Here is a 26,503-nt window from a genome sequence, read left to right as displayed (position 1 = left end):
GGTGATTTAGGGTTTTGGACGTGGAGCCCGATCTGTTCACCGCCGCCGCCGAAGACCGCCAGGAGAAGGACCCCGCCGGGAGCCCCCTGGCGGTGCGGATGCGCCCGCGCACCCTCGACGAGGTGGTGGGCCAGCAGCACCTGCTGAAGCCCGGCTCACCCCTGCGCCGCCTGGTCGGCGAGGGCGCGGGCGGACCGGCCGGGCCGTCCTCGGTGATCCTGTGGGGCCCGCCCGGCACCGGCAAGACGACCCTCGCCTACGTCGTCTCCAAGGCCACCAACAAGCGCTTCGTCGAACTGTCGGCGATCACCGCGGGCGTCAAGGAGGTCCGCGCGGTCATCGACGGCGCCCGCCGCGCCACCGGGGGATACGGCAAGGAGACCGTCCTCTTCCTCGACGAGATCCACCGCTTCAGCAAGGCCCAGCAGGACTCCCTGCTCCCCGCCGTCGAGAACCGCTGGGTCACGCTGATCGCGGCGACCACCGAGAACCCGTACTTCTCGGTGATCTCCCCGCTGCTCTCCCGCTCCCTCCTGCTCACCCTCGAACCGCTCACCGACGACGACGTGCGCGGGCTCCTGAAGCGCGCGCTGAGCGACGAACGCGGCCTGAAGGACGCCGTCGGACTCCCCGAGGACACCGAGGACCACCTGCTGCGGATCGCCGGCGGCGACGCCCGCCGCGCGCTCACCGCCCTGGAGGCGGCTGCCGGGGCCGCGCTCGACAAGGGCGAGGCCGAGATCTCCCTCCAGACCCTGGAGGAGACCGTCGACCGCGCCGCGGTGAAGTACGACCGCGACGGCGACCAGCACTACGACGTCGCCAGCGCCCTCATCAAGTCCATCCGCGGCTCCGACGTCGACGCGGCGCTGCACTACCTCGCCCGCATGATCGAGGCCGGCGAGGACCCCCGCTTCATCGCCCGGCGGCTGATGATCTCCGCGAGCGAGGACATCGGCCTGGCCGACCCCAACGCCCTCCCCATAGCCGTCGCCGCCGCCCAGGCCGTCGCCATGATCGGCTTCCCCGAGGCCGCCCTCACCCTCAGCCACGCCACCATCGCCCTCGCGCTGGCCCCCAAGTCCAACTCCGCGACCATGGCGATCGGCGCCGCCATGGAGGACGTACGCAAGGGACTGGCCGGCTCCGTGCCGCCCCATCTGCGCGACGGGCACTACAAGGGCGCCGCCAAGCTCGGCCACGCCCAGGGGTACGTGTACCCGCACGACCTGCCCGAGGGCATCGCCGAGCAGCAGTACGCCCCGGACGCCCTCAAGGACCGCGAGTACTACGCCCCGACCCGGCACGGCGCGGAGGCGCGGTACGCGGACGCCGTCGAGTGGACCCGCAAGCACCTCGGTCGCAAGCGGTCCTGAGCAGCCTGTAGAATCCCTCGAAGTGCTGTGTCCCGTGCAGTCAGAACGGGACGGTCAGCCGGAACCCCCAGTGGGTTCCAGGAGCGTCGCGCACCGTTCGAATGGTGTCGCGGGCCGCCCACCACCACTCACCGCAGGGTGAGACCGGTCGGTGGGCCACTCGCGTGCTGCACGTATGTGCCCAGACCAGGGAGCGGCTGCCCACCAGGCCCGGCAACGGACCCGGAGGGTTTCCCCGGCTGCGGATGCGACCTCCCTCAACCCTGACGAGCCGAACACTGAGAAATGAGAGATTGTGGCGAACCAGTCCCGCCCCAAGGTCAAGAAGTCGCGTGCCCTCGGCATCGCGCTGACCCCGAAGGCCGTCAAGTACTTCGAGGCCCGTCCCTACCCGCCGGGTGAGCACGGCCGTGGCCGCAAGCAGAACTCGGACTACAAGGTCCGTCTGCTGGAGAAGCAGCGTCTGCGCGCGCAGTACGACATCTCCGAGCGCCAGCTGGTCCGCGCCTACGAGCGTGCCTCCAAGGTGCAGGGCAAGACCGGTGAGGCCCTGATCGTCGAGCTCGAGCGCCGTCTCGACGCCCTGGTCCTGCGTTCGGGCATCGCCCGCACCATCTACCAGGCCCGTCAGATGGTCGTGCACGGCCACATCGAGGTCAACGGCCAGAAGGTCGACAAGCCGTCCTTCCGCGTCCGTCCCGACGACGTCGTGATGGTCCGTGAGCGCAGCCGCGAGAAGACCCTCTTCTCCATCGCCCGCGAGGGCGGCTTCGCCCCCGAGGGTGAGACCCCGCGCTACCTCCAGGTGAACCTCAAGGCCCTGGCGTTCCGCCTGGACCGTGAGCCGAACCGCAAGGAGATCCCGGTGATCTGCGACGAGCAGCTCGTCGTCGAGTACTACGCCCGCTGATCACCAGCAGGCCGTAGGACACGCACCACCTCAGCCCGCCGTCTCCCCGCCCTTCCGGGCGCGGGAGGCGGCGGGTTCGTGCATGGTGACGGGCCCGCGCGCATGCCGGGCCTGTCCGTGCGGGCCGGGCAGCGGCGCCGGCGGCCGCCCCAGCGCCCTGGCCACCGCGGCCTCCCGGTCGAGCCCGGCCCCCTGCCGTACGCACTCCTCGTACCGCTCGTCGCCCAGCCGCTCCCGGGCCGTCGCCTCGCACAGCTCGTGCGGGCCGTTGTAGTACGCGGACCCGAACAGCGGCAGCCCCACCGAGGGCCACAGCGCGCCCGCCGCCCCCTGCAGCACCGCCGCCTCGGCGGCATCCCCGGCCTCGCCCCGGGCGGCCGTGACCAGGGCCAGCAGCTCGATCGACAGCACCGAGCCCAGCAGATCGCTGAAGGCGTGCGCGGCACCCAGGCAGTCGGTCAGCAGCTCACGGGCGCCGGCCAGGTCCCCCTCGGTCCAGGCCGCGTACGCCAGCACGTACAAGGCGTACGACCTGGTCCAGCGCTCGCCGTGGTCCTCGCAGACCCGGCGGACGTCCTCGCACAGCTTCACGGCCTCCGGCAGATCCCCTTGGAAGGCCCGGGTCATCGCCAGCTCGACCTGGCCCATCAGGACGTTGCTGTTGAGCTCGCCGATCTCCTGGTAGCGCTCCAGCGCCGAGCGCAGCAGCGTTTCTGCGCGGGGCATGTCGTCCGTGACCAGGGCCAGGCAGCCGGTGCGATGCTCGGCGTACGCGATCGCCGTCGCGTTGGCCGAGCGCTCCGCCTCCTCCCGGCACTCCTGGAGCGCGGCCAGCGCGGGCACCTTGTCGCCCTGGAGGATCGCGACATAGCCCAGCACCCACAGCGCCTTCAGCCGGGACAGCTCGTGGTCGGACTCCAGCTGCACGGACTGCTCCAGCCAGTGCCGGCCCTCCGACAGCCGCCCGCAGCCGGCCCAGTAGAACCAGAGGGAGCCCGCGAGGTACTGCCCCAGGTACGCCTCCTCCGGGTCGGCCAGGCAGCGCTCCAGCGCACAGCGCAGATTCGGCAGCTCCGCCTCGATCCGCGCGGCCACCTCGCCCTGGCGCGGCGAGAACCAGTCCAGCTCGCACCAGGTGGCCAGGCCCAGATACCAGTCGCGGTGCCGCCGGCGCAGCCGGTCCGCGTCCCCAGTCGCCTCCAGCCAGTCCTCGCCGTAGGCCCGGACCGTGTCCAGCATCCGGTAGCGCACCCCGGTCGCGGTCTCCTCGCGCCCGACCACGGACTGCGCGAGCAGCTCCGTCAGCACCTCGAGGACGTCCTGCTCGGCCAGACCGTTGCCGCTGCACACGTACTCCACGGCCTCCAGATCGAACGGCCCGGCGAACACCGACAGCCGCGACCACAGCAGCCGCTCCTCGGGCGTGCACAGCTCGTGGCTCCAGCCGATCGCGGTGCGCAGGGTCCGGTGCCGCGCCGGGGAGCCGTGGGCCGCCCCCGTCAGCAGCCGGAACCGGTCCTCGAACCGGGCCAGCAGCTGGGCGGGGGACAGGGCCCGCAGCCGACCCGCCGCCAGCTCGACGGCGAGCGGGATGCCGTCCAGCCGCCGGCACAGCTCGCGCACGTCGGGATCGTCACCGACGTCCACGCCCTGCTGCCCCGCCCGGTCGACGAAGAGCTCCACGGCCTCGTCCTCGCCGAGCGGCGCCAGCGCGAACACCCGCTCGCCCGGCACCGACAGCGGCCTGCGGCCCACGGCGAGCACGGTGAGCCCCGGCACCCGGCTCAACAGGTCGGTCACCAGCTCCGCGCAGGCCTCGACGAGATGCTCGAACCCGTCGAGGACCAGCAGGAGTTGACGCCCCGGCTCGCCCAGATACGCGAGCAGCGTCTCGCGCGGCAGCCGCGTGGTGTGGTCCGTCAGCCCCAGCGCGTCCACGACCGCGTAGTCCACGAACTCCGGATCACGCACCGCCGCCAGCTCAACCCGCCACGCCGCCCTCGCACCGAGCGCGGCCCGCGCCGCCAGCCGGGACTTGCCGACCCCGCCGGCGCCGGTGACGGTCACCAGACGCGAGGTCTCCAGCAGTCGGGACAGCGCGGCGAGTTCGGCCGTGCGGCCCACGAACGCGTCCAGTTCGAGAGGCAGATTGCCGTCGCTGAGCCGATCATCCCGCATGGAACACGGAGCGTACTCAACCGTAATCACTCCGTACAATCGCTTCGCCCAAGTCCGCTGCGCGCGGACGGTAATACCGGTGCGGAGTGCCACCCGCGGCGCGATAGGCTCGGGCCACTTGTTTTTTGGGTTCCGATGTTCAGAGCACGTATACGGGAGCGGGTGCGCAGTGTCCGGTGGAGAGGTGGCCGGCATCCTGGTGGCCGTCTTCTGGGCGATCCTGGTCTCCTTCCTCGCCGTCGCGCTGGCGAGGCTGGCCCAGACGCTCAGGGCGACCACCAAGCTGGTGGCGGACGTGACCGACCAGGCCGTCCCGCTCCTCGCGGACGCCTCCTCGGCGGTGCGCTCCGCGCAGACCCAGATCGACCGGGTCGACGCGATCGCCTCCGACGTCCAGGAGGTCACCTCCAACGCCTCCGCGCTCTCCACGACGGTCGCCTCCACCTTCGGCGGCCCGCTGGTCAAGGTCGCGGCCTTCGGCTACGGCGTGCGCCGGGCACTCGCGGGCCGCAAGGACGAGGACGTGCCCGCCAAGGCGCCCCGGCGTACCGTGATCGTGGGGCGCACCGTGCCGGCCGCGCGGCGGAAGAACCGGGGAAAGTAGGAGCCACTCAGATGTTCCGCCGTACCTTCTGGTTCAGCACGGGCGTCGCCGCCGGTGTGTGGGCCACCACCAAGGTCAACCGCAAGCTGAAGCAGCTGACCCCGGAGCACCTCGCCGTCGCTGCGACGAACAAGGCGATCGAGGCCGGGCACAGGCTCAAGGACCGTGCGGTCGGCTTCGCGCTCGACGTCCGCGACAACATGGCCCAGCGGGAGGAAGAGCTGGGGGAGGCGCTGGGCATCAACGCGGACCCCGAACTCCCCGCGCCCCGGCGGTTCGCCGCCATCGAGAACCGCAACAACCACAAGTACGTCGAGGGATCGACGTACCAGACGTACTCGTACAACCGGAATGAGGACCACTGATGGAGTCGGCCGAGATTCGCCGCCGCTGGCTGAGCTTCTACGAGGAGCGCGGTCACACCGTCGTCCCTTCGGCGTCGCTCATCGCGGACGACCCGACTCTGCTCCTGGTCCCCGCCGGAATGGTGCCCTTCAAGCCGTACTTCCTCGGTGAGGTCAAGCCGCCGTGGGCGCGCGCGACCAGCGTGCAGAAGTGCGTGCGCACGCCCGACATCGAAGAGGTCGGCAAGACCACCCGGCACGGCACGTTCTTCCAGATGTGCGGCAACTTCTCCTTCGGCGACTACTTCAAGGAAGGCGCCATCAAGTACGCCTGGGAGCTGCTCACCACGCCCCAGGACAAGGGTGGTTACGGCCTGGAGCCCGAGAAGCTCTGGATCACCGTCTACCTGGAGGACGACGAGGCCGAGCGCATCTGGCACGAGGTCGTCGGCGTGCCGAAGGAGCGCATCCAGCGCCTCGGCATGAAGGACAACTACTGGTCCATGGGCGTCCCCGGTCCCTGCGGCCCCTGTTCCGAGATCAACTACGACCGCGGCCCCGAGTTCGGCGTCGAGGGCGGCCCCGCCGTCAACGACGAGCGGTACGTGGAGATCTGGAACCTCGTCTTCATGCAGTACGAGCGCGGCGAGGGCATCGGCAAGGACAACTTCGAGATCCTCGGCGAGCTCCCCAGCAAGAACATCGACACCGGCCTCGGCCTCGAGCGCCTCGCGATGATTCTGCAGGGCGTGCAGAACATGTACGAGATCGACACCTCCATGGCCGTCATCAAGAAGGCCACCGAGCTGACCGGCGTGGCCTACGGCGACGCCCACGAGTCGGACGTCTCCCTGCGCGTGGTCACCGACCACATGCGTACGTCGGTGATGCTCATCGGCGACGGCGTGACCCCCGGCAACGAGGGCCGCGGCTATGTGCTCCGCCGCATCATGCGCCGCGCCATCCGCAACATGCGCCTGCTCGGCGCCACCGGCCCGGTCGTCCTGGACCTCATCGACACCGTCATCGGCATGATGGGCCAGCAGTACCCCGAGCTCGTCACCGACCGCGAGCGCATCGAGAAGGTCGCCCTCGCCGAGGAGAACGCCTTCCTCAAGACGCTCAAGGCCGGCACCAACATCCTCGACACCGCCGTCACCGAGACCAAGGCCTCCGGTGGCACGGTCCTCGCCGGCGACAAGGCGTTCCTGCTCCACGACACCTGGGGCTTCCCGATCGACCTCACCCTGGAGATGGCCGCCGAGCAGGGCCTCTCCGTGGACGAGGACGGCTTCCGCCGCCTGATGAAGGAGCAGCGGGAGCGCGCCAAGGCCGACGCCCAGGCCAAGAAGACCGGCCACGCCGGTGCCGGTGCCTACCGCGAGATCGCGGACAAGACCGGTGAGACCGAGTTCATCGGCTACTCGGACACCGAGGGTGAGTCCACGATCGTCGGCATCCTCGTCGACGGCGCCTCCTCCCCGGCGGCCACCGAGGGCGACGAGGTCGAGATCGTCCTCGACCGCACCCCGTTCTACGCCGAGGGCGGCGGCCAGATCGGCGACACCGGCAAGATCAAGGTCGACTCCGGTGCCGTCATCGAGATCCGCGACTGCCAGAAGCCGGTTCCGGGCGTGTACGTCCACAAGGGCGTCGTGCAGTTCGGCGAGGTCACCGTGGGTGCCAAGGCGCACGCGTCGATCGACGCCCGGCGCCGTACCGCCATCGCCCGCGCCCACTCGGCCACCCACCTGACCCACCAGGCGCTGCGGGACGCGCTCGGCCCGACGGCCGCGCAGGCCGGTTCCGAGAACCAGCCCGGCCGCTTCCGCTTCGACTTCGGCTCCCCGTCCGCCGTTCCCACGGCCGTGATGACCGACGTCGAGCAGAAGATCAACGAGGTGCTCGCGCGCGACCTCGACGTCCGCGCCGATGTCATGGGCATCGACGAGGCGAAGAAGCAGGGCGCCATCGCCGAGTTCGGTGAGAAGTACGGCGAGCGGGTCCGTGTCGTCACCATCGGCGACTTCTCCAAGGAGCTGTGCGGCGGCACGCACGTCCACAACACCTCGCAGCTCGGCCTGGTCAAGCTGCTGGGCGAGTCGTCGATCGGCTCGGGTGTCCGTCGTATCGAGGCCCTCGTCGGTGTCGACGCGTACAACTTCCTCGCCCGGGAGCACACGGTCGTCGCCCAGCTCCAGGAGCTGATCAAGGGCCGCCCGGAGGAACTGCCGGAGAAGGTCTCCGCGATGCTCGGCAAGCTGAAGGACGCCGAGAAGGAGATCGAGAAGTTCCGCGCGGAGAAGGTCCTCCAGGCCGCGGCCGGTCTCGCCGAGTCCGCGAAGGACGTACGCGGTGTCGCTCTGGTGACCGGCCAGGTCCCGGACGGCACCACCGCCGACGACCTGCGCAAGCTGGTCCTCGACGTGCGCGGCCGCATCCAGGGCGGACGGGCCGCGGTCGTGGCCCTGTTCACCACGGTCAACGGCAAGCCGCTGACGGTCATCGCCACCAACGAGGCCGCCCGCGAGCGCGGTCTCAAGGCCGGTGACCTGGTGCGTACGGCGGCCAAGACCCTCGGCGGCGGCGGTGGCGGCAAGCCGGACGTCGCGCAGGGCGGCGGCCAGAACCCGGCCGCGATCGGCGAGGCCGTCGAGGCCGTCGAGCGTCTGGTCACGGACACCGCGAAGTGACGATGCGCAGAGGCCGTCGACTCGCGATCGACGTCGGGGACGCCCGGATCGGGGTCGCCTCGTGCGACCCCGACGGGATCCTCGCCACTCCGGTGGAGACGGTCCCGGGCCGGGACGTCCCGGCCGCCCACCGCCGGCTGAGGCAGCTGGTGGAGGAGTACGAACCGATCGAGGTCGTCGTCGGACTCCCTCGCTCCCTCAAGGGGGGCGAGGGCCCGGCCGCGGTGAAGGTCAGAGCCTTCGCCCAGGAGCTGGCCAAGGGCATCGCCCCGATCCCGGTCCGCCTGGTGGACGAGCGGATGACCACGGTCACGGCAAGCCAGGGACTGCGCGCCTCGGGCGTGAAATCCAAGAAGGGCCGCTCCGTCATCGATCAAGCAGCCGCTGTGATCATCCTCCAGCAGGCGCTCGAATCCGAACGGGTGTCAGGTAAAGCACCCGGAGAGAGCGTCGAAGTGGTCATCTGATCGCGATACGGTAACGTTCCGCGCGATCGCGGCGCTGTTCGAACAGGTGCCGCACAGAGAGAGGCGGAACGGATGCCGAGCCACAAGCCGCGCGACCGCCGCCTCGCGGCTCTAGGGGATCGATGACTGAGTATGGCCGGGGCCAGGAAGGCTCCGAACCGTGGCATCCGCAGGACCCGTACTACGGGGACGGCGGATGGGAAGGGCAGCAGGGCCACGCCGGCCATCAAGCTGCCTACGGCGGCCAGCCGCAGCACTATCCGCAAGCGCCGCAGCAGCCGGGATACGGCGACTGGGGCACCGGCCAACAGGCCGACTACGGTCAGGCGCAGCAGCAGTACCAGCAGCAGCACTACGACCAGCAGCACCAGCAGCAGTACGACCCGAACCAGCAGTACGGCCAGCAGCAGTACGCGCCCCAGCAGCCTCAGCAGTCCCAGCAGCAGCACGACAGCGGCACCTGGGGAACCGGGACGCACACGCACGTCCAGTACCCGGACCCCTCGGACCCGTACGGCCAGCAGGCCGCCGCGTACGGCGCCGGTGACCAGCCCGACTACTACGGCACCCCCGACGCGTACCCGCCGCCGGAGCCGCCGAGCCGCCGCCGCACCGAGCCGGAACCGCAGCGGGCGGACTGGGACCCGGGCCCCGACCAGGGCGAACACGCCTTCTTCGCGGGCGGCGGGGACGACGACGCCGACGACGACCTGGACGACGAGGGCGGCCGCGGCGACCGCAGGGGCCGCGGCGGCAAGAAGCCGAAGAAGCGGCGCAGTGGCTGCGCCTGCCTGGTGGTCGTGCTGGTCTTCGGCGGCGGTATCGGTGGCATCGGCTATTTCGGCTACCAGTTCTACAAGGATCGTTTCGCCTCGGCGCCGGACTACACGGGCGACGGAACCGACAAGACGGTGTCGATCGTGGTCCCGAAGGGGGCGGGCGGCGCCGAGATCGGACGCCTGCTGAAGGCGAAGGACGTCGTCAAGAGCGTCGATGCGTTCGTGTCGGCGTTCACGCAGAACGACGGCGACAAGATTCAGGCCGGCGCTTATTTGCTGAACACGGAGATGTCCGCCAAGAGTGCCGTCGAAATGATGCTCGACCCGAAGAGCCAGAACGCCGTGATGGTCACCCCGGGTCAGCGCAATATCGCGGTCTACAAGCTCATCGACGAAAAACTCGGCCTGAAGTCCGGCGCCACGCTCAAGGTCGCCAAGGCGGATTACAAGAGCCTCGGACTTCCGGACTGGGCGGAAACGAACAGCGAGATGAAGGATCCGCTGGAAGGCTTCCTGTACCCGGGCACCTATCCCGCCGCGAAGGGCATGAAGCCCGAGGCGGTCCTGAAGGACATGGTGGGCGAGGCCGCGAAGAAGTACGACGCGCTCAACCTGGAAGCCAAGGCCAAGACGCTCAAGCTGGACAGCCCCATGGACATCATCACCATCGCGAGCCTTGTCGAGGCCGAGGGCAAGACCCCCGACGACTACCGCAAGATCGCCGAGGTGGTCTACAACCGCCTCGACTACGGAAACCCGCAGACCTACGGATTCCTCCAGTTCGACTCGACGTACAACTACGCGAAGAACGAAAGCAACATCGACATCAGCGAGTCCGAGATCAACAAGGATCAGGACCCGTACAACACCTACACCCACAAGGGTCTGCCGCCCGGCCCGATCGGGAATCCGGGCGAGGACGCGCTCAAGTCGACGCTGAATCCCACCGACGATGGCTGGTACTACTTTGTGGCGACCGACGGCGTGAGCAAGACCGAATTCGCCAGGACGCACGAAGAATTCCAGAAACTCAAGGACAAGTTCGATGCCAGCAGGGGCAACTGACGCCCGCCGGGCCGCCGTGCTCGGTTCGCCCATCGCCCACTCCCTCTCCCCGGTGCTGCACCGCGCCGCGTACGAGGAACTGGGACTGAAGGGCTGGTCCTACGACCGGTTCGAGATCGACGAGACCGCGCTGCCCGGGTTCTTCGCGGAACTCGGGCCGGAGTGGGCCGGGCTGTCGCTGACCATGCCGCTCAAGCGGGCGGTCATCCCGCTGCTCGACGAGATCAGCGAGACGGCCGCCTCGGTCGAGGCGGTCAACACGGTCGTGTTCACCGAGGACGGCCGCAAGGCCGGCGACAACACCGACATCCCCGGCATGGTCGCCGCGCTGCGCGAGCACGGCATCGAGACGGTGGACTCCGCCGCCATCCTCGGCGCCGGCGCCACGGCGTCGTCCGCGCTGGCGGCGCTGGCCCGGGTCTGCGCCGGTGAGGTGGTCGTCTACGTGCGCAGCGAGGCCCGCGCCACCGAGATGCGGGAGTGGGGCGAGCGGCTGGACGTCGAGGTCCGTACGGAGGACTGGTCCGAGGCGGCGGACGCGCTGCACCGGCCCCTGGTCATCGCCACCACCCCGGCGGGCGCCACGGACGGCCTCGCCATGGCCGTGCCCGAGCGGCCCACCACCCTCTTCGACGTGCTCTATGAGCCCTGGCCCACCCAGCTCGCGGCCCGCTGGTCGATGTTCGGCGGTGCCGTCGTCAGCGGCCTCGACCTGCTGGTGCACCAGGCGGTGCTCCAGGTCGAGCAGATGACGGGCCGCAGGCCCGCCCCCGTGGACGCCATGCGGAAGGCCGGCGAGCAGGCGCTGGCGGCCCGCTAGGGTCCCGCGGGTTCGTCGTGAGCGATGCCGACTTCCTGGGGGCCTACGCCCCGCGGAACCAGCAGGGCGACGGCTCCGCCTGAGCCGTGCCGGTGGAAGGGCGTCCGTCTGGTGGACCGGCGGCCGGACATGTCGGTGGGACGTGGGAGGATCGAAGGTGGCGGGCCCGGGCCGCGCACCTGGTCGCGCCATTGCCGTACGCGAGGACGCGCGTACGCAGGGCAGTACGAGGGCGCGAGCACTGAGGAGCACCGTTGAGCAGGTTGCGCTGGCTGACCGCGGGGGAGTCCCACGGTCCCGCACTCGTGGCGACGCTGGAGGGTCTTCCCGCCGGCGTGCCGATCACCACGGAGATGGTGGCGGACCACCTGGCCCGGCGCCGGCTCGGCTATGGACGCGGTGCCCGGATGAAGTTCGAGCAGGACCAGGTCACCTTCCTCGGCGGCGTCCGGCACGGCCTCACCCTCGGCTCCCCGGTCGCGATCATGGTGGGCAACACCGAGTGGCCGAAGTGGGAGCAGGTCATGGCGGCCGACCCGGTGGACGAGGAGATCCTCGCCGGGCTCGCCCGCAACGCCCCGCTGACCCGGCCCCGTCCCGGCCACGCCGACCTGGCCGGCATGCAGAAGTACGGCTTCGACGAGGCCCGGCCGATCCTGGAGCGCGCCTCCGCGCGTGAGACGGCGGCCCGGGTGGCGCTGGGCGCGGTCGCCCGGTCGTACCTCAAGGAGACGGCCGGCATCGAGATCGTCAGCCATGTCATCGAGCTGTGCTCTGTGAAGGCCCCGCAGGGCGTCTACCCGACCCCTGCCGATGTCGAGAAGCTGGACGCCGACCCGCTGCGCTGCCTGGACGCCGACACCTCGAAGGCGATGGTGGCCGAGGTCGACCAGGCCCACAAGGACGGCGACACCCTGGGTGGCGTGGTCGAGGTCCTGGCCTACGGCGTCCCGGTCGGCCTCGGCTCGCACGTCCACTGGGACCGCAAGCTCGACGCCCGCCTCGCAGGCGCGCTCATGGGCATCCAGGCCATCAAGGGCGTCGAGATCGGCGACGGCTTCGAGCTCGCGCGCGTGCCCGGCTCCAAGGCGCACGACGAGATCGTGAACACGCCCGAGGGCATCCGCCGCGTCTCCGGCCGCTCCGGCGGTACCGAGGGCGGTCTGACCACCGGCGAGCTGCTGCGCGTGCGGGCCGCGATGAAGCCCATCGCCACCGTGCCGCGGGCCCTGCAGACCGTCGACGTCACCACCGGCGAGGCGGCGCCCGCCAACCACCAGCGCTCCGACGTCTCCGCGGTCCCGGCCGCCGGCATCGTCGCCGAGGCCATGGTGGCCCTCGTCCTCGCGGACGCGGTCGCGGAGAAGTTCGGCGGCGACAACGTGGCCGAGACGCGGCGCAACGTGCGGTCGTTCCTCGACAACCTGGCCATCCGATGAGCCCTCGGGTGGTGCTCGTCGGCCCGATGGGCGTCGGCAAGTCGACCGTCGGGCAGCTGCTCGCCGAGCGGCTCGGCGTGGGCTACCGGGACACCGACGACGACATCGTCGCCGCGCAGGACCGGACCATCGCCGAGATCTTCGTCGACGAGGGCGAGTCGGCCTTCCGTGCGATCGAGAAGGCCGCGGTGCTGCGGGCGCTGACCGAGCACGACGGCGTCCTCGCCCTCGGCGGCGGCGCGATCCTCGACGACGACACGCGCGCGTCCCTCGCCGGCCTGCCGGTCGTCTACCTCTCGATGGACGTTGAGGAGGCCGTCAAGCGCACCGGCCTCAACACGGCCCGCCCGCTGCTCGCGGTCAACCCGCGCAAACAGTGGCGCGAGCTGATGGAGGCGCGACGGCACCTGTACGAGCAGATCGCCACGGCGGTCGTCGCGACCGACGGCCGTACGCCCGAAGAAGTCACCGAAGCCGCCCTGGACGCACTGGAGTTGAAGCAGGCATGAGTGAAGCAGTGACGCGGATCCAGGTCGGCGGCACCGCGGGCAGCGAGCCGTACGAGGTCCTGGTGGGCCGTCAACTCCTGGGCGAGCTCGGCGGGTTGATCGGCGACAAGGCCAAGCGGGTCGCCATCGTCCACCCCGAGGCGCTCGCCGAGACCGGCGAGGCGCTGCGGGCCGACCTCGCCGGGCAGGGCTACGAGGCGGTCGCCATCCAGGTGCCGAACGCGGAGGAGGCCAAGACCGCCGAGGTCGCCGCCTACTGCTGGAAGGCGCTCGGCCAGTCCGGGTTCACCCGCACCGACGTCGTCGTCGGCGTGGGCGGCGGCGCGACCACGGACCTCGCCGGTTTCGTGGCCGCGACCTGGCTGCGCGGGGTGCGCTGGATCGCGATCCCCACCACCGTCCTGGCGATGGTGGACGCGGCCGTCGGCGGCAAGACCGGCATCAACACCGCCGAGGGCAAGAACCTCGTCGGCGCCTTCCACCCGCCGGCCGGCGTCCTGTGCGATCTGGCAGCGCTGGACTCCCTCCCGGTCAACGACTACGTCTCCGGCCTCGCCGAGATCATCAAGGCCGGTTTCATCGCCGACCCGGTGATCCTGGAGCTCATCGAGTCCGACCCGCAGGCCGCCCGCACCCCGGCGGGCCCGCACACGGCCGAGCTGATCGAGCGGTCCATCCGGGTCAAGGCCGAGGTCGTCTCGTCCGACCTCAAGGAGTCGGGCCTGCGCGAGATCCTCAACTACGGTCACACGCTCGCCCACGCCATCGAGAAGAACGAGCGCTACAAGTGGCGGCACGGCGCCGCGGTCTCCGTCGGCATGCACTTCGCCGCCGAACTCGGCCGCCTGGCAGGCCGGTTGGACGACGCGACGGCGGACCGCCACCGCACGGTCCTCGAATCGGTCGGCCTGCCGCTGCACTACCGCTACGACCAGTGGCCCAAGCTCCTTGAGACCATGAAGGTCGACAAGAAGTCCCGCGGTGACCTGCTGCGCTTCATCGTCCTGGACGGCCTGGGCAAGCCCACCGTCCTGGAGGGTCCCGACCCGGCCGTACTGCTGGCCGCGTACGGAGAAGTGGGCGAGTAGTCCGCCGAGGAGTCATCCGTCCCATTTGCCTTGCGGGCACGGGCACTTAGGGCCGTCCCCGGCCGTTCACCAAACGGCGGCCGGGGACGGTACCGTTCGGTAAGGAGCGGGTCCGCACCCGCTCCGCCAGCGCCAATTGCCTTGTACGAGACGGAGTGGCACCGGATGCAGCACGCAGTGGGTTCTCCGCTGCCGCCGCCCCACCAGCCGGGGCACGGACCGGCCGTCGGCTGGTCGCCGGCCGCACACCACCCGGGTCCCCAGCACCCGGGCGCGCACCAGGGCTCCGCCCCGGTGCCCCCACCGCCCCCGGCACCGGGTTTCGTCCCGCCGTCGCATCAGCACCCCTCGGCGCCGCCGGCCCCGCCGCACCCCTCGGCGCCCCCGGCACCGGACACCACCGGCCACGTTCCGCTGCCGCCCGGCGGCCCCGTCGGTGTTCCCAGCACCCCACCGGCCGCGGTCACCCCCGACCCGACGAGCACGACCCTCGCGGTGCTGCTCATCGGTCCGGCCGGCGCGGGCAAGACCAGCGTCGCGAAGTACTGGGCCGATCACCGCCGGGTGCCCACGGCCCACATCAGCCTCGACGACGTCCGCGAATGGGTCCGCTCCGGCTTCGCCGACCCCCAGTCCGGCTGGAACGACCACTCCGAGGCCCAGTACCGCCTGGCCCGCCGCACCTGCGGCTTCGCCGCCCGCAACTTCCTGGCCAACGGCATCTCCTGCATCCTCGACGACGCGGTCTTCCCGGACCGCCCGGTGGTGGGCCTGGGCGGCTGGAAGCGGCACGTGGGACCTGGACTGCTGCCCGTGGTGCTGCTCCCGGGCCTGGAGATCGTCCTGGAGCGCAACGCCGAGCGATCGGGGAATCGCCGGCTCACCGATGAGGAGGTGGCGCGGATTCACGGCCGTATGGCGGGGTGGTACGGCTCGGGCTTGCCGATCATCGACAATTCACAGCTGGACGTTCCCCAGACGGCCCAGGTCCTGGACGACGTACTCGCACGGTCCATTGCCAGCCCACCTAGCTGGTAAAGGCTTTTCAGGGGCGCGGGGAACTGCGCGACCAGCCCCCACCCCGCCGCAGACCGCGTACAACCCCCATTGGCACCCCCCAACCGGCACAAAACAGACACCGCTCCTACGCTCGTGTCATGTCAGAGGTGTACGCGGCCCGCCGCACAAAGCTCAGGGAACGCTGCCACGCGGTCGGCAGCGCATCGGCACTGATCTCGCGCCCCGCCAACGTGCGCTACCTGGCGGGCGCCGCACCCAAGGGCTCCGTCCTGCTGCTCGGCAGGACAGAAGACGTGCTGGTGTGCCTCGATCCGCCGGACGACCGTGCCGGAGAGGGCCGACCCGACGAGACCCTCCGCCTGCAGACCCTGCCTGGGTCAGGTGGCGACCCCGCCGTCGCGGCGGTCGACCTGGCCTCGATCCAGGGCATCGACGCTCTCGCCGTGGAAGAACACCACCTCACCGTCGCGCGCCACAGAGCCATCCGCTCCGTCGCCCCCCGCCTCCACCTCACCGACCTCGGCGCAGCCGTGGAGCAGCTCCGGGTCGTCAAGGACGAGGAGGAGATCTCCTGCCTCCGCATCGGCGCCGAGATCGCCGACCAGGCGCTCGGTGAACTCCTCGAATCCATCCTCGTCGGCCGTACCGAACGGCACCTCGCCCTCGAACTGGAGCGCCGCCTCGTCGACCACGGCGCCGACGGCCCCGCCTTCGCGACCTCCGTCGCCACCGGCCCGCACTCCGGCCGTCGCGCCCACCGTCCCACCGACCGGCGCGTGGAGGAGGGCGACTTCCTCTCCGTCTGCCTCGGCGCGACGTACCGCGGCTACCGCTGCGAGATCGGCCGTACGTTCGTGATCGGGACGTCCCCCGCGGACTGGCAGATCGAGCTGTACGACCTGGTCTTCGCCGCTCAGCGCGCCGGCCGGGAGAGCCTCGCACCCGGCGCCGCGTACCGTGACGTGGACCGCGCCGCACGCCAGGTGCTGGACTCCGCGGGGTACGGCGAGGGCCTGCCGGCCCTGACCGGACACGGTGTCGGACTCGAAATCGACGAGGACCCGCAGCTGGCCCCCGCGGCCATGGGTAAACTGGACGCTTGCGTGCCGGTCACCGTCGAACCGGGGGTCCACCTCCCGGGCCGGGGCGGTGTCCGGATCGATGACACGCTCGTCGTACGCCCCGAGGCGGACGGCGGACCCGAGCTACTCACCATCACGACCAAGGAGCTGCTCGCGCTGTAGCTTTCCCGCTACGCGCGTGCGCCGGGGTCGTCCACGTCAGTCCAGGAGATTCCGCAACCGTGGCTTCCACGAACGACCTCAAGAACGGCCTCGTGCTCAAGCTCGATGGCGGCCAGCTGTGGTCCGTCGTCGAGTTCCAGCACGTCAAGCCCGGCAAGGGCCCGGCCTTCGTGCGCACCAAGCTGAAGAACGTGCTCTCCGGCAAGGTCGTCGACAAGACGTTCAACGCCGGCGTCAAGGTCGAGACGGCCACGATCGACAAGCGCGACATGCAGTTCTCGTACATGGACGGCGAGTACTTCGTCTTCATGGACATGGAGACCTACGACCAGCTCATGGTCGACCGCAAGGCCGTCGGCGACGCCGCCAACTTCCTGATCGAGGGCTTCACCGCCACCGTCGCGCAGCACGAGGGCGAGGTGCTCTTCGTCGAGCTGCCGGCCGCCGTCGAGCTCGTCATCCAGGAGACCGAGCCGGGCGTGCAGGGCGACCGCTCCACCGGTGGCACCAAGCCCGCCACCCTGGAGACCGGCCACCAGATCCAGGTCCCGCTCTTCATCACCACCGGTGAGAAGATCAAGGTCGACACCCGCACCAGCGACTACCTCGGCCGGGTGAACAGCTAACCGTGGCTGCCCGCAACACGGCCCGCAAGCGCGCCTTCCAGATCCTCTTCGAGGGCGACCAGCGCGGGGCCGACGTCCTGACGGTCCTTGCGGACTGGATCCGGCTCTCCCGGACCGACACCCGGCAGCCGCCGGTGAGCGAGTACACCATGCAGCTGGTCGAGGGCTACGCGCAGCACGCGAAGCGCATCGACGAGCTGATCGCGCAGTACTCCGTCGGCTGGACGCTCGACCGGATGCCGGTCGTCGACCGCAACATCCTGCGGCTCGGCGCCTACGAGCTGATCTGGGTCGACGGGACCCCGGACGCGGTCGTGCTCGACGAGATGGTCGAGATCGCCAAGGAGTTCTCCACGGACGAGTCGCCGGCCTTCGTGAACGGCCTGCTCGGCCGTCTCAAGGACCTCAAGCCCACGCTGCGCCGCGAAGAGGCGTAAGCAGAGGTACGACATCGCCAGGGGGCCCGCAGCGTGATTGCTGCGGGCCCCCTGGCGTCTCCGTGCCCGGGAGGCACCGGAGAAGCGCAGAAAGCCGCCGGGGTGGCCGGAACCATGAAGTTCCGGCCACCCCGGCGGCACGTTTCTGCTGAGGCGGGAAGCGGCTCAGCTCTCCTCGTGGGACACCGCGCGACGCGCGTCGGCGTCCAGCACGCCCCAGCTGATCAGCTGCTCGGTGAGGACCGAGGGCGACTGGTCGTAGATGACGGCGAGTGTGCGCAGGTCGTCCTGGCGGATCGAGAGCACCTTGCCGTTGTAGTCACCGCGCTGCGACTGGATCGTCGCGGCGTAGCGCTGGAGGGGGCCCGCCTTCTCGGCCGGCACGTGGGCCAGCCGCTCCAGGTCGAGGACCAGCTTCGGCGGCGGCTCGGCGGCGCCGCCCGGGGTCGTACCCGGCAGCAGCTCCTGAACGGGCACACCGTAGAAATCCGCCAACTCGGCGAGGCGCTGCACGGTCACGGCACGGTCGCCGCGCTCGTACGAACCGACCACGACCGCCTTCCAGCGTCCCTGGGACTTCTCCTCGACACCGTGGAGGGAAAGGCCCTGCTGGGTGCGGATGGCCCGGAGCTTCGCCCCGAGCTGTTTGGCGTATTCGCTGGACATATAGCTCCCCGGCACTGTGTCGACGCGGCCGGCAGGGGCGCCGTACCGCGCGGCTGGTAACTCACTGTGAGGTTACGCAGCGTTACTCTTCTGCGTCAAGCCGAATGAGCCGCACCGACTCTTCCGTGGTAGCGGTGGCCGATTAGGCCATGGGGGTGATCAGGGGTGTCCTGAGGGCCTGCTACCGTGGATGGCGCAATTCCGACGTCCTTTAAGGTCCGTCCCGTGAGGCGGAGAAGGAGGTCCGTTTCTTATGGACAAGCACGACCAGCAGGACACGCAGTCCGATGCCCGGCCCGTTCTCGAAAGCCCCGACATCGCCCGCGTACTGACCCGCATCGCCCACGAGATCGTCGAACGCGCCAAGGGCGCCGACGACGTGGTGCTCCTCGGCATCCCGACCCGAGGCGTCTTCCTCGCCCAGCGGCTCGCCGTCAAGCTCGAGGAGATCACCGACCGCAAGATTCCGGTCGGTTCGCTCGACATCACCATGTACCGCGACGACCTGCGCATGCATCCGCCGCGTGCGCTGGCCCGCACCGAGATCCCCGGTGACGGCATCGACGGCCGCCTCGTCGTCCTCGTCGACGACGTGCTCTTCTCCGGCCGCACCATCCGCGCCGCCCTCGACGCCCTGAACGACATCGGGCGTCCGCGCGCGGTGCAGCTCGCGGTCCTCGTCGACCGCGGCCACCGTGAACTGCCCATCCGCGCCGACTACGTCGGCAAGAACCTCCCCACGTCGTTGCGGGAGACGGTCAAGGTCCAGCTCGCCGAGGAGGACGGTCGCGACACCGTGCTGCTCGGCGCGAAGCAGACCCAGTAGCAAGCCGCCCGGCACGTCCGTCTTCGGCGTGCCCTGCCTTGCCCCGGAATCTCCCGACCTGAACTTCCTTACGGAGCCTGACAGATGCAGCGTCATCTCATCTCGGCCGCCGACCTCACCCGCGACGACGCCGTCCTGATCCTCGACACCGCCGAGGAGATGGCCCGGGTCGCCGACCGGCCGATCAAGAAGTTGCCGACCCTGCGCGGCCGCACGATCGTCAACCTCTTCTTCGAGGACTCCACGCGCACGCGGATCTCCTTCGAGGCCGCGGAGAAGCGCCTCTCCGCCGATGTCATCAACTTCACCGCCAAGGGGTCGAGCGTCTCCAAGGGCGAGTCCCTGAAGGACACCGCCCAGACCCTGGAGGCCATGGGCGTCGACGCCGTGGTCATCCGGCACGGCGCCTCCGGAGCGCCGTTCCGCCTCGCCACCTCCGGCTGGATCGACGCGGCCGTCATCAACGCCGGTGACGGCACCCACCAGCACCCCACGCAGGCCCTGTTGGACGCCTTCACGATGCGGCGCCGGCTCATTGGGCGGGACGCCGGGCTCGGCCAGGACCTGTCCGGCAAGCGCATCACGATCGTCGGCGACGTCCTGCACAGCCGCGTCGCCCGCTCCAACGTCGACCTGCTGCACACCCTCGGCGCCGAGGTCACCCTCGTCGCCCCGCCGACCCTGGTGCCGGTCGGCGTCGAGACCTGGCCCTGCGAGGTGTCGTACGACCTGGACAGCACGCTCGCCAAGTCCGACGCGGTGATGATGCTGCGCGTCCAGCGCGAGCGCATGAACGCCGCGTTCTTCCCGACCGAGCGCGAGTACTCGCGGCGCTACGGCCTCGACGGCGAGCGCATGGCGAAGATGCCCGAGCACGCCATCGTGATGCACCCCGGCCCGATGGTCCGGGGCATGGAGATCACCGCCGAGGTCGCCGACTCCGACCGCTGCACCGTCGTGGAGCAGGTCGCAAACGGAGTCTCCATCCGGATGGCCGTTCTGTATCTGCTGCTGGGTGGAAATGAGCCCGCCGTCAGCCACACCCGTATCGAGGAGAAGTAAGAGACATGAGCAAGATCCTGATCCGTGGTGCGAAGGTGCTCGGCGGCGAGCCGCAGGACGTCCTGATCGACGGTGCGGTCATCGAGGCCGTCGGCACGGGGCTGTCCGCCGAGGGCGCCGAGGTCGTCGAGGCCGGCGGCAAGGTCCTCCTGCCCGGGCTCGTCGACCTGCACACCCATCTGCGCGAGCCGGGCCGTGAGGACTCCGAGACCGTCCTGACCGGCACGCGTGCCGCCGCCTCCGGTGGCTACACCGCCGTGTTCGCCATGGCCAACACCTTCCCGGTCGCCGACACCGCCGGCGTGGTCGAGCAGGTCTACCGGCTCGGCCAGGAGCACGGCTACTGCGACGTGCAGCCCATCGGCGCCGTCACGGTCGGCCTGGAGGGCAAGAAGCTCGCCGAGCTCGGTGCCATGCACGAGTCGGCCGCCGGGGTCACCGTCTTCTCCGACGACGGCAAGTGCGTCGACGACGCGGTGATCATGCGCCGGGCGCTGGAGTACGTGAAGGCCTTCGGCGGGGTCGTCGCCCAGCACGCGCAGGAGCCGCGGCTGACCGAGGGCGCCCAGATGAACGAGGGGATCGTCTCCGCCGAGCTGGGGCTCGGGGGCTGGCCCGCGGTGGCCGAAGAATCGATCATCGCCCGGGATGTCCTGCTCGCCGAGCACGTCGGCTCCCGCGTCCACATCTGCCACCTGTCGACCGCCGGGTCCGTCGAGATCATCCGCTGGGCCAAGTCCCGCGGCATCGACGTCACCGCCGAGGTCACCCCGCACCACCTGCTCCTCACCGACGAGCTGGTGCGCACGTACAACCCGGTCTACAAGGTCAACCCGCCGCTGCGCACCGAGCGCGACGTGCTGGCCCTGCGCGAGGCGCTCGCCGACGGCACCATCGACATCGTCGCCACCGACCACGCCCCGCACCCGCACGAGGACAAGGACTGCGAGTGGGCCGCGGCCGCCATGGGGATGGTGGGCCTGGAGACCGCGTTGTCAGTGGTGCAGGAGACCATGGTGGACACCGGACTCCTCACCTGGGCCGGGGTCGCCGAGCGCATGTCCTCCAAGCCCGCCGAGATCGGGCAGGCGAAGGGCCACGGCCGTCCCGTCTCGGCTGGTGAGCCCGCCAACCTCACGCTCGTCGACACGGAATACCGTGGGGACGTGGACCCCGCGGGCTTCGCCTCGCGCAGCCGGAACACCCCGTACGAGGGGCGTGAGCTGCCGGGCCGTGTGACGCACACGTGGCTCCGGGGCAAGGCCACGCTCGTCGACGGGAAGCTCACGTGACACCTGTAATCCTGCTCGCAGGCGGCCTCGCAGCCGAGAAGGAATCGGCCGAGGTCACCGACTGGGCCGCGCGCATCGGCTGGCTCGTCGGGCTGGCGCTGTTCGTCGCCCTCATCTACTGGCTGATGCGCGAGGGCTGGAAGTGGCGCGGCACGCTCCAGAGCGACCTGCCCGAGCTGCCCGACGCGCCGGACGACCTCGGTGCGGCGAAACTGACGATGAGCGGCCGCTACCACGGCTCCACCACCGCCGGGCAGTGGCTCGACCGCATCGTGGCGCACGGCCTCGGCACCCGCAGCCGGGTCGAGCTCACGCTGACGGACGCGGGACTGGACGTCGTACGCCCCGGCGCGACCGACTTCTTCATCCCGGCCGGCGCGCTGCGGGAGGCCGTGCTCGGCAAGGGCATCGCCGGCAAGGTGCTCACCGAGGGCGGGCTGCTGCTCGTGACCTGGGAACACGGGGACAGGCTGATCGACTCCGGCTTCCGCTCCGACCACGCGGCCGAGCACAACGAGTGGGTCGACGCCATTAACTCCATGATCAACAAGACGGACAAGACGGAAACGGAAGGCGCACGATGACGACCTCCACAAGGGGAGCCTCGAAGGTTCCCGCGGTACTCGTCCTGGAGGACGGCCGGATCTTCCGCGGCCGCGCCTACGGGGCCGTGGGGGTGACCTTCGGCGAGGCGGTGTTCTCCACCGGCATGACCGGCTACCAGGAGACCCTCACCGACCCGTCGTACCACCGCCAGGTCGTCGTGATGACCGCCCCGCACGTCGGCAACACCGGCGTCAACGACGAGGACCCGGAGAGCAAGCAGATCTGGGTCGCCGGATACGTCGTGCGCGACCCCGCGCGCGTGCCGTCCAACTGGCGCTCGCGCCGCTCCCTCGACGAGGAGCTGTCCCAGCAGGGCGTCGTCGGTATCTCCGGCATCGACACGCGCGCGTTGACGCGCCATCTGCGGGAGCGCGGCGCCATGCGCGTCGGCATCTTCTCCGGCAACGCGCTGCCCGACCAGGGCACCATGCTCACCGAGGTGCGCCAGGCCCCCGAGATGAAGGGCGCGAACCTTTCCGCGGAGGTCGCCACCAAGGAGGCGTACGTCGTCCCCGCGATCGGCGAGAAGAAGTTCACCGTCGCCGCGGTCGACCTCGGCATCAAGGGCATGACCCCGCACCGGATGGCCGAGCGCGGCATCGAGGTGCACGTGCTCCCCGCGACGGCGACCGTCGAGGACGTCTACGCCGTCAACCCCGACGGGGTGTTCTTCTCCAACGGTCCCGGCGACCCGGCCACGGCCGACGGCCCCGTCTCGGTCATGCAGGGCGTGCTGGAGCGCAAGACACCGCTCTTCGGCATCTGCTTCGGCAACCAGATCCTGGGCCGCGCCCTGGGCTTCGGCACCTACAAGCTGAAGTACGGCCACCGCGGCATCAACCAGCCGGTGCAGGACCGTACGACCGGCAAGGTCGAGGTCACCGCGCACAACCACGGCTTCGCCGTCGACGCCCCGCTCGACAAGGTCTCCGACACCCCCTACGGCCGCGCCGAGGTCTCCCACGTCTGCCTCAACGACAACGTGGTGGAGGGCCTCCAGCTGCTCGACCAGCCGGCCTTCAGCGTCCAGTACCACCCCGAAGCGGCAGCGGGCCCGCACGACGCCGCCTACCTGTTCGACCGCTTCGTTTCCCTGATGGAGGGCCAGCGTGCCTAAGCGCACCGATATCCAGTCCGTCCTGGTCATCGGCTCCGGCCCGATCGTCATCGGCCAGGCCGCCGAGTTCGACTACTCCGGCACCCAGGCGTGCCGCATCCTGCGCGCCGAGGGTCTGCGCGTCATCCTGGTCAACTCCAACCCGGCGACGATCATGACCGACCCGGAGATCGCCGACGCCACGTACGTCGAGCCGATCACCCCCGAGTTCGTCGAGAAGATCATCGCCAAGGAGCGCCCCGACGCCCTGCTGCCCACCCTGGGCGGCCAGACGGCCCTCAACACGGCCATCTCGCTGCACGAGGCGGGCACGCTGGAGAAGTACGGCGTCGAACTGATCGGCGCCAACGTCGAGGCCATCAACAAGGGCGAGGACCGCGACCTCTTCAAGGAGGTCGTCGAGGAGGTCCGCAAGAAGATCGGGCACGGCGAGTCCGCCCGCTCGGTCATCTGCCACTCCATGGACGACGTCCTCAAGGGCGTCGAGACCCTCGGCGGCTACCCGGTCGTCGTCCGCCCGTCCTTCACCATGGGCGGCGCCGGCTCCGGCTTCGCCCACGACGAGGAGGAGCTGCGCCGCATCGCAGGGCAGGGCCTCACGCTCTCGCCGACCACCGAGGTGCTCCTGGAGGAGTCCATCCTCGGCTGGAAGGAGTACGAGCTGGAGCTGATGCGCGACACGAACGACAACGTCGTGGTCGTCTGCTCCATCGAGAACTTCGACCCCATGGGCGTGCACACCGGCGACTCGATCACCGTCGCGCCCGCGATGACGCTGACCGACCGCGAGTACCAGCGCCTTCGCGACATCGGTATCGCGATCATCCGCGAGGTCGGCGTCGACACCGGCGGCTGCAACATCCAGTTCGCGATCAACCCCGAGGACGGTCGCGTGATCGTCATCGAGATGAACCCGCGCGTGTCGCGGTCCTCGGCGCTCGCCTCCAAGGCGACCGGCTTCCCGATCGCCAAGATCGCCGCCAAGCTCGCCGTCGGCTACACCCTCGACGAGATCCCGAACGACATCACCCAGGAGACCCCGGCCTCCTTCGAGCCCACGCTCGACTACGTGGTCGTCAAGGCGCCTCGTTTCGCCTTCGAGAAGTTCCCGCAGGCCGACTCCACGCTGACGACCACCATGAAGTCGGTCGGCGAGGCCATGGCCATCGGCCGCAACTTCACCGAGGCCTTCCAGAAGGCGCTGCGCTCGCTGGAGAAGAAGGGCAGCCAGTTCACCTTCGTCGGCGAGCCCGGCGACAAGGAGGCCCTGCTCGCGGAGTCCGTCCGGCCCACCGACGGCCGGATCAACACCGTCATGCAGGCCATCCGCGCGGGCGCCACGCAGGAGGAGATCTTCGAGTACACGAAGATCGACCCCTGGTTCGTCGACCAGCTCTTCCTCATCAAGGAGATCGCCGACGAGCTCGCCGAGGCCCCGGAGCTCACCCCCGAGCTGCTGGGCGAGGCCAAGCGGCACGGCTTCTCCGACCAGCAGATCGGCGAGATCCGTGGCCTGCGCGAGGACGTCGTCCGCGAGGTCCGGCACGCGCTCGGCATCCGCCCGGTCTACAAGACGGTCGACACCTGCGCCGCCGAGTTCGCCGCCAGGACGCCGTACTTCTACTCGTCCTACGACGAGGAGACCGAGGTCGCGCCGCGCGAGAAGCCGGCGGTCATCATCCTGGGCTCCGGTCCCAACCGCATCGGCCAGGGCATCGAGTTCGACTACTCCTGCGTCCACGCCTCCTTCGCGCTGAGCGAGGCGGGCTACGAGACCGTGATGGTCAACTGCAACCCCGAGACCGTCTCCACGGACTACGACACCTCCGACCGCCTGTACTTCGAGCCGCTGACGCTGGAAGACGTGCTGGAGATCGTCCACGCGGAGTCCCTCGCGGGCCCGATCGCCGGTGTCGTCGTCCAGCTGGGCGGCCAGACCCCGCTGGGCCTGTCGCAGGCACTCAAGGACAACGGCGTGCCGATCGTCGGCACGTCCCCGGAGGCCATCCACGCGGCCGAGGACCGGGGCGCCTTCGGGCGTGTGCTCGCCGAGGCGGGCCTCCCGGCCCCCAAGCACGGCACCGCGACCACCTTCGCCGAGGCCAAGGCCATCGCCGACGAGATCGGCTACCCGGTCCTGGTGCGGCCGTCGTACGTCCTCGGCGGACGCGGCATGGAGATCGTCTACGACGAGACCCGCCTCGCCTCCTACATCGCCGAATCGACCGAGATCAGCCCCTCCCGGCCGGTCCTCGTCGACCGCTTCCTCGACGACGCCATCGAGATCGACGTCGACGCCCTCTACGACGGCACCGAGCTCTACCTCGGTGGCGTCATGGAGCACATCGAGGAGGCCGGCATCCACTCCGGCGACTCGGCGTGCGCGCTGCCCCCGATCACGCTCGGCGGCTTCGACATCAAGCGGCTGCGGGCCTCCACGGAGGCCATCGCGCGCGGTGTCGGCGTACGCGGCCTGATCAACATCCAGTTCGCGATGGCCGGCGACATCCTGTACGTCCTCGAAGCCAACCCGCGCGCGTCCCGCACCGTCCCCTTCACCTCGAAGGCGACCGCGGTGCCGCTGGCCAAGGCCGCCGCCCGCATCTCGCTCGGCGCGACCATCGCCGAGCTGCGCGCCGAGGGCCTGCTCCCGGCCAACGGTGACGGTGGCGAGCTGCCGTTCGACGCGCCGATCTCCGTCAAGGAGGCCGTCATGCCGTGGTCGCGCTTCCGCGACGTCCACGGCCGCGGTGTCGACACGGTCCTCGGCCCGGAGATGCGCTCCACCGGCGAGGTCATGGGCATCGACGCCGTCTTCGGCACGGCGTACGCCAAGTCGCAGGCGGGCGCCTACGGCCCGCTGCCCACCAAGGGCCGCGCGTTCATCTCGGTCGCCAACCGCGACAAGCGGTCGATGATCTTCCCCGCGCGTGAGCTCGTCGCCCACGGCTTCGAGCTGCTCGCCACCTCCGGCACCGCCGAGGTCCTCAAGCGCAACGGCATCAACGCCACGATCGTGCGCAAGCAGTCCGAGGGCACCGGCCCCAACGGCGAGAAGACCATCGTCCAGCTCATCCACGACGGCGAGGTCGACCTCATCGTCAACACCCCGTACGGCACGGGCGGCCGCCTCGACGGCTACGAGATCCGTACGGCGGCCGTGGCGCGGTCGGTGCCGTGCCTGACGACGGTCCAGGCGCTCGCCGCGGCCGTCCAGGGCATCGACGCCCTCAACCACGGTGACGTGGGCGTCCGTTCGCTCCAGGAACACGCGGAACACCTGACCGCGGCCCGCGACTAGCAGCCCTGAGGGGGACACCGGAAACGGTGTCCCC

Annotated in this window: 23 protein-coding genes; 21 read left to right on the top strand and 2 right to left on the bottom strand. The window is 70.3% G+C overall.

Features of this window, described 5'->3' with window-relative positions; all coding sequences use genetic code 11:
* Positions 1-20 precede the first annotated feature (20 nt).
* Positions 21-1,376, top strand: a complete 1,356-nt coding sequence (locus IQ210_RS30155) for a replication-associated recombination protein A (RefSeq protein WP_194082330.1) — start codon at positions 21-23, stop codon at positions 1,374-1,376.
* 295 nt (positions 1,377-1,671) lie between these two features.
* Positions 1,672-2,286 (top strand): 30S ribosomal protein S4, encoded by a 615-nt coding sequence (gene rpsD, locus IQ210_RS30150; protein ID WP_004002680.1) that lies wholly within the window; start codon positions 1,672-1,674, stop codon positions 2,284-2,286.
* A 30-nt stretch (positions 2,287-2,316) separates the two neighbouring features.
* Here rpsD and IQ210_RS30145 read toward each other — a convergent pair whose 3' ends face one another.
* Positions 2,317-4,464: an ATP-binding protein gene (locus IQ210_RS30145; protein ID WP_194082329.1), complete on the bottom strand. Its 2,148-nt coding sequence runs from the start codon at positions 4,462-4,464 to the stop codon at positions 2,317-2,319.
* A gap of 169 nt (positions 4,465-4,633) precedes the next feature.
* On the opposite strand from IQ210_RS30145, the gene IQ210_RS30140 reads away from it, so the two are divergent.
* The 13 genes from IQ210_RS30140 (at position 4,634) to nusB (ending at position 17,599) form a co-directional block, all read left to right on the top strand.
* Positions 4,634-5,068, top strand: coding sequence for a DUF948 domain-containing protein (locus IQ210_RS30140; RefSeq protein ID WP_194082328.1), 435 nt, complete (start codon positions 4,634-4,636; stop codon positions 5,066-5,068).
* Positions 5,069-5,079: 11 nt separating this feature from the next.
* Complete coding sequence (locus IQ210_RS30135) at positions 5,080-5,433, top strand: hypothetical protein (RefSeq protein ID WP_194082327.1); 354 nt, start codon at positions 5,080-5,082, stop codon at positions 5,431-5,433.
* Positions 5,433-8,105 carry an alanine--tRNA ligase gene (gene alaS / locus IQ210_RS30130; protein WP_194082326.1) on the top strand — a complete coding sequence of 891 codons (2,673 nt, stop codon included), beginning with the start codon at positions 5,433-5,435 and terminating at the stop codon, positions 8,103-8,105. The genes IQ210_RS30135 and alaS overlap by 1 nt, the downstream gene beginning before the upstream one ends.
* A gap of 2 nt (positions 8,106-8,107) precedes the next feature.
* Positions 8,108-8,572, top strand: coding sequence for a Holliday junction resolvase RuvX (gene ruvX / locus IQ210_RS30125; RefSeq protein ID WP_059196728.1), 465 nt, complete (start codon positions 8,108-8,110; stop codon positions 8,570-8,572).
* A 122-nt stretch (positions 8,573-8,694) separates the two neighbouring features.
* A complete protein-coding gene (gene mltG / locus IQ210_RS30120) occupies positions 8,695-10,416 on the top strand; it encodes an endolytic transglycosylase MltG (RefSeq protein ID WP_194082325.1) in 1,722 nt (573 codons plus the stop codon).
* Positions 10,397-11,236 carry a shikimate dehydrogenase gene (locus IQ210_RS30115; RefSeq protein WP_194082324.1) on the top strand — a complete coding sequence of 280 codons (840 nt, stop codon included), beginning with the start codon at positions 10,397-10,399 and terminating at the stop codon, positions 11,234-11,236. Before mltG ends, IQ210_RS30115 begins: the two co-directional genes overlap by 20 nt.
* Positions 11,237-11,490: 254 nt before the next feature.
* Positions 11,491-12,675, top strand: coding sequence for a chorismate synthase (aroC, locus tag IQ210_RS30110; RefSeq protein WP_194082323.1), 1,185 nt, complete (start codon positions 11,491-11,493; stop codon positions 12,673-12,675).
* Complete coding sequence (locus tag IQ210_RS30105) at positions 12,672-13,184, top strand: shikimate kinase (protein WP_194082322.1); 513 nt, start codon at positions 12,672-12,674, stop codon at positions 13,182-13,184. The genes aroC and IQ210_RS30105 overlap by 4 nt, the downstream gene beginning before the upstream one ends.
* Complete coding sequence (gene aroB / locus IQ210_RS30100; protein ID WP_194082321.1) at positions 13,181-14,272, top strand: 3-dehydroquinate synthase; 1,092 nt, start codon at positions 13,181-13,183, stop codon at positions 14,270-14,272. Before IQ210_RS30105 ends, aroB begins: the two co-directional genes overlap by 4 nt.
* Positions 14,273-14,437: 165 nt before the next feature.
* Entirely contained in the window at positions 14,438-15,310 is an 873-nt protein-coding gene (locus tag IQ210_RS30095; RefSeq protein ID WP_194082320.1) for a Pro-rich N-terminal domain-containing protein, read from the top strand.
* Positions 15,311-15,429: 119 nt separating this feature from the next.
* Entirely contained in the window at positions 15,430-16,536 is a 1,107-nt protein-coding gene (locus tag IQ210_RS30090; protein ID WP_194082319.1) for an aminopeptidase P family protein, read from the top strand.
* Between the two features lie 59 nt (positions 16,537-16,595).
* On the top strand, positions 16,596-17,162 hold the full coding sequence (efp, locus tag IQ210_RS30085) for an elongation factor P (protein WP_059196374.1): 567 nt from the start codon (positions 16,596-16,598) through the stop codon (positions 17,160-17,162).
* 2 nt (positions 17,163-17,164) lie between these two features.
* Entirely contained in the window at positions 17,165-17,599 is a 435-nt protein-coding gene (gene nusB / locus IQ210_RS30080; protein WP_097261491.1) for a transcription antitermination factor NusB, read from the top strand.
* A gap of 165 nt (positions 17,600-17,764) precedes the next feature.
* On the opposite strand, the gene bldD is transcribed toward nusB, so the two are convergent.
* Complete coding sequence (gene bldD, locus IQ210_RS30075) at positions 17,765-18,265, bottom strand: transcriptional regulator BldD (RefSeq protein WP_003956405.1); 501 nt, start codon at positions 18,263-18,265, stop codon at positions 17,765-17,767.
* A 253-nt stretch (positions 18,266-18,518) separates the two neighbouring features.
* On the opposite strand from bldD, the gene pyrR reads away from it, so the two are divergent.
* From pyrR to carB, 6 genes are all read left to right on the top strand, one after another.
* Complete coding sequence (pyrR, locus tag IQ210_RS30070) at positions 18,519-19,091, top strand: bifunctional pyr operon transcriptional regulator/uracil phosphoribosyltransferase PyrR (protein WP_194082318.1); 573 nt, start codon at positions 18,519-18,521, stop codon at positions 19,089-19,091.
* 84 nt (positions 19,092-19,175) lie between these two features.
* Entirely contained in the window at positions 19,176-20,153 is a 978-nt protein-coding gene (locus IQ210_RS30065) for an aspartate carbamoyltransferase catalytic subunit (protein WP_194082317.1), read from the top strand.
* 5 nt (positions 20,154-20,158) lie between these two features.
* The gene (locus tag IQ210_RS30060; protein ID WP_194082316.1) at positions 20,159-21,445 is read left to right on the top strand and encodes a dihydroorotase; all 1,287 of its coding nucleotides are present in this window, start codon (positions 20,159-20,161) and stop codon (positions 21,443-21,445) included.
* Positions 21,442-22,029, top strand: a complete 588-nt coding sequence (locus IQ210_RS30055) for a PH-like domain-containing protein (protein ID WP_194082315.1) — start codon at positions 21,442-21,444, stop codon at positions 22,027-22,029. Before IQ210_RS30060 ends, IQ210_RS30055 begins: the two co-directional genes overlap by 4 nt.
* Positions 22,026-23,168, top strand: a complete 1,143-nt coding sequence (carA, locus tag IQ210_RS30050; protein WP_194082314.1) for a glutamine-hydrolyzing carbamoyl-phosphate synthase small subunit — start codon at positions 22,026-22,028, stop codon at positions 23,166-23,168. The genes IQ210_RS30055 and carA overlap by 4 nt, the downstream gene beginning before the upstream one ends.
* On the top strand, positions 23,161-26,469 hold the full coding sequence (gene carB / locus IQ210_RS30045; RefSeq protein ID WP_194082313.1) for a carbamoyl-phosphate synthase large subunit: 3,309 nt from the start codon (positions 23,161-23,163) through the stop codon (positions 26,467-26,469). Before carA ends, carB begins: the two co-directional genes overlap by 8 nt.
* Positions 26,470-26,503: the final 34 nt, after the last annotated feature.

It is taken from the genome of Streptomyces justiciae, from assembly GCF_015163075.1.
Lineage (GTDB): Bacteria > Actinomycetota > Actinomycetes > Streptomycetales > Streptomycetaceae > Streptomyces > Streptomyces justiciae.
Note: the sequence above shows the minus strand (reverse complement) of the source record. Positions and strands in the feature narration are given on the sequence as shown.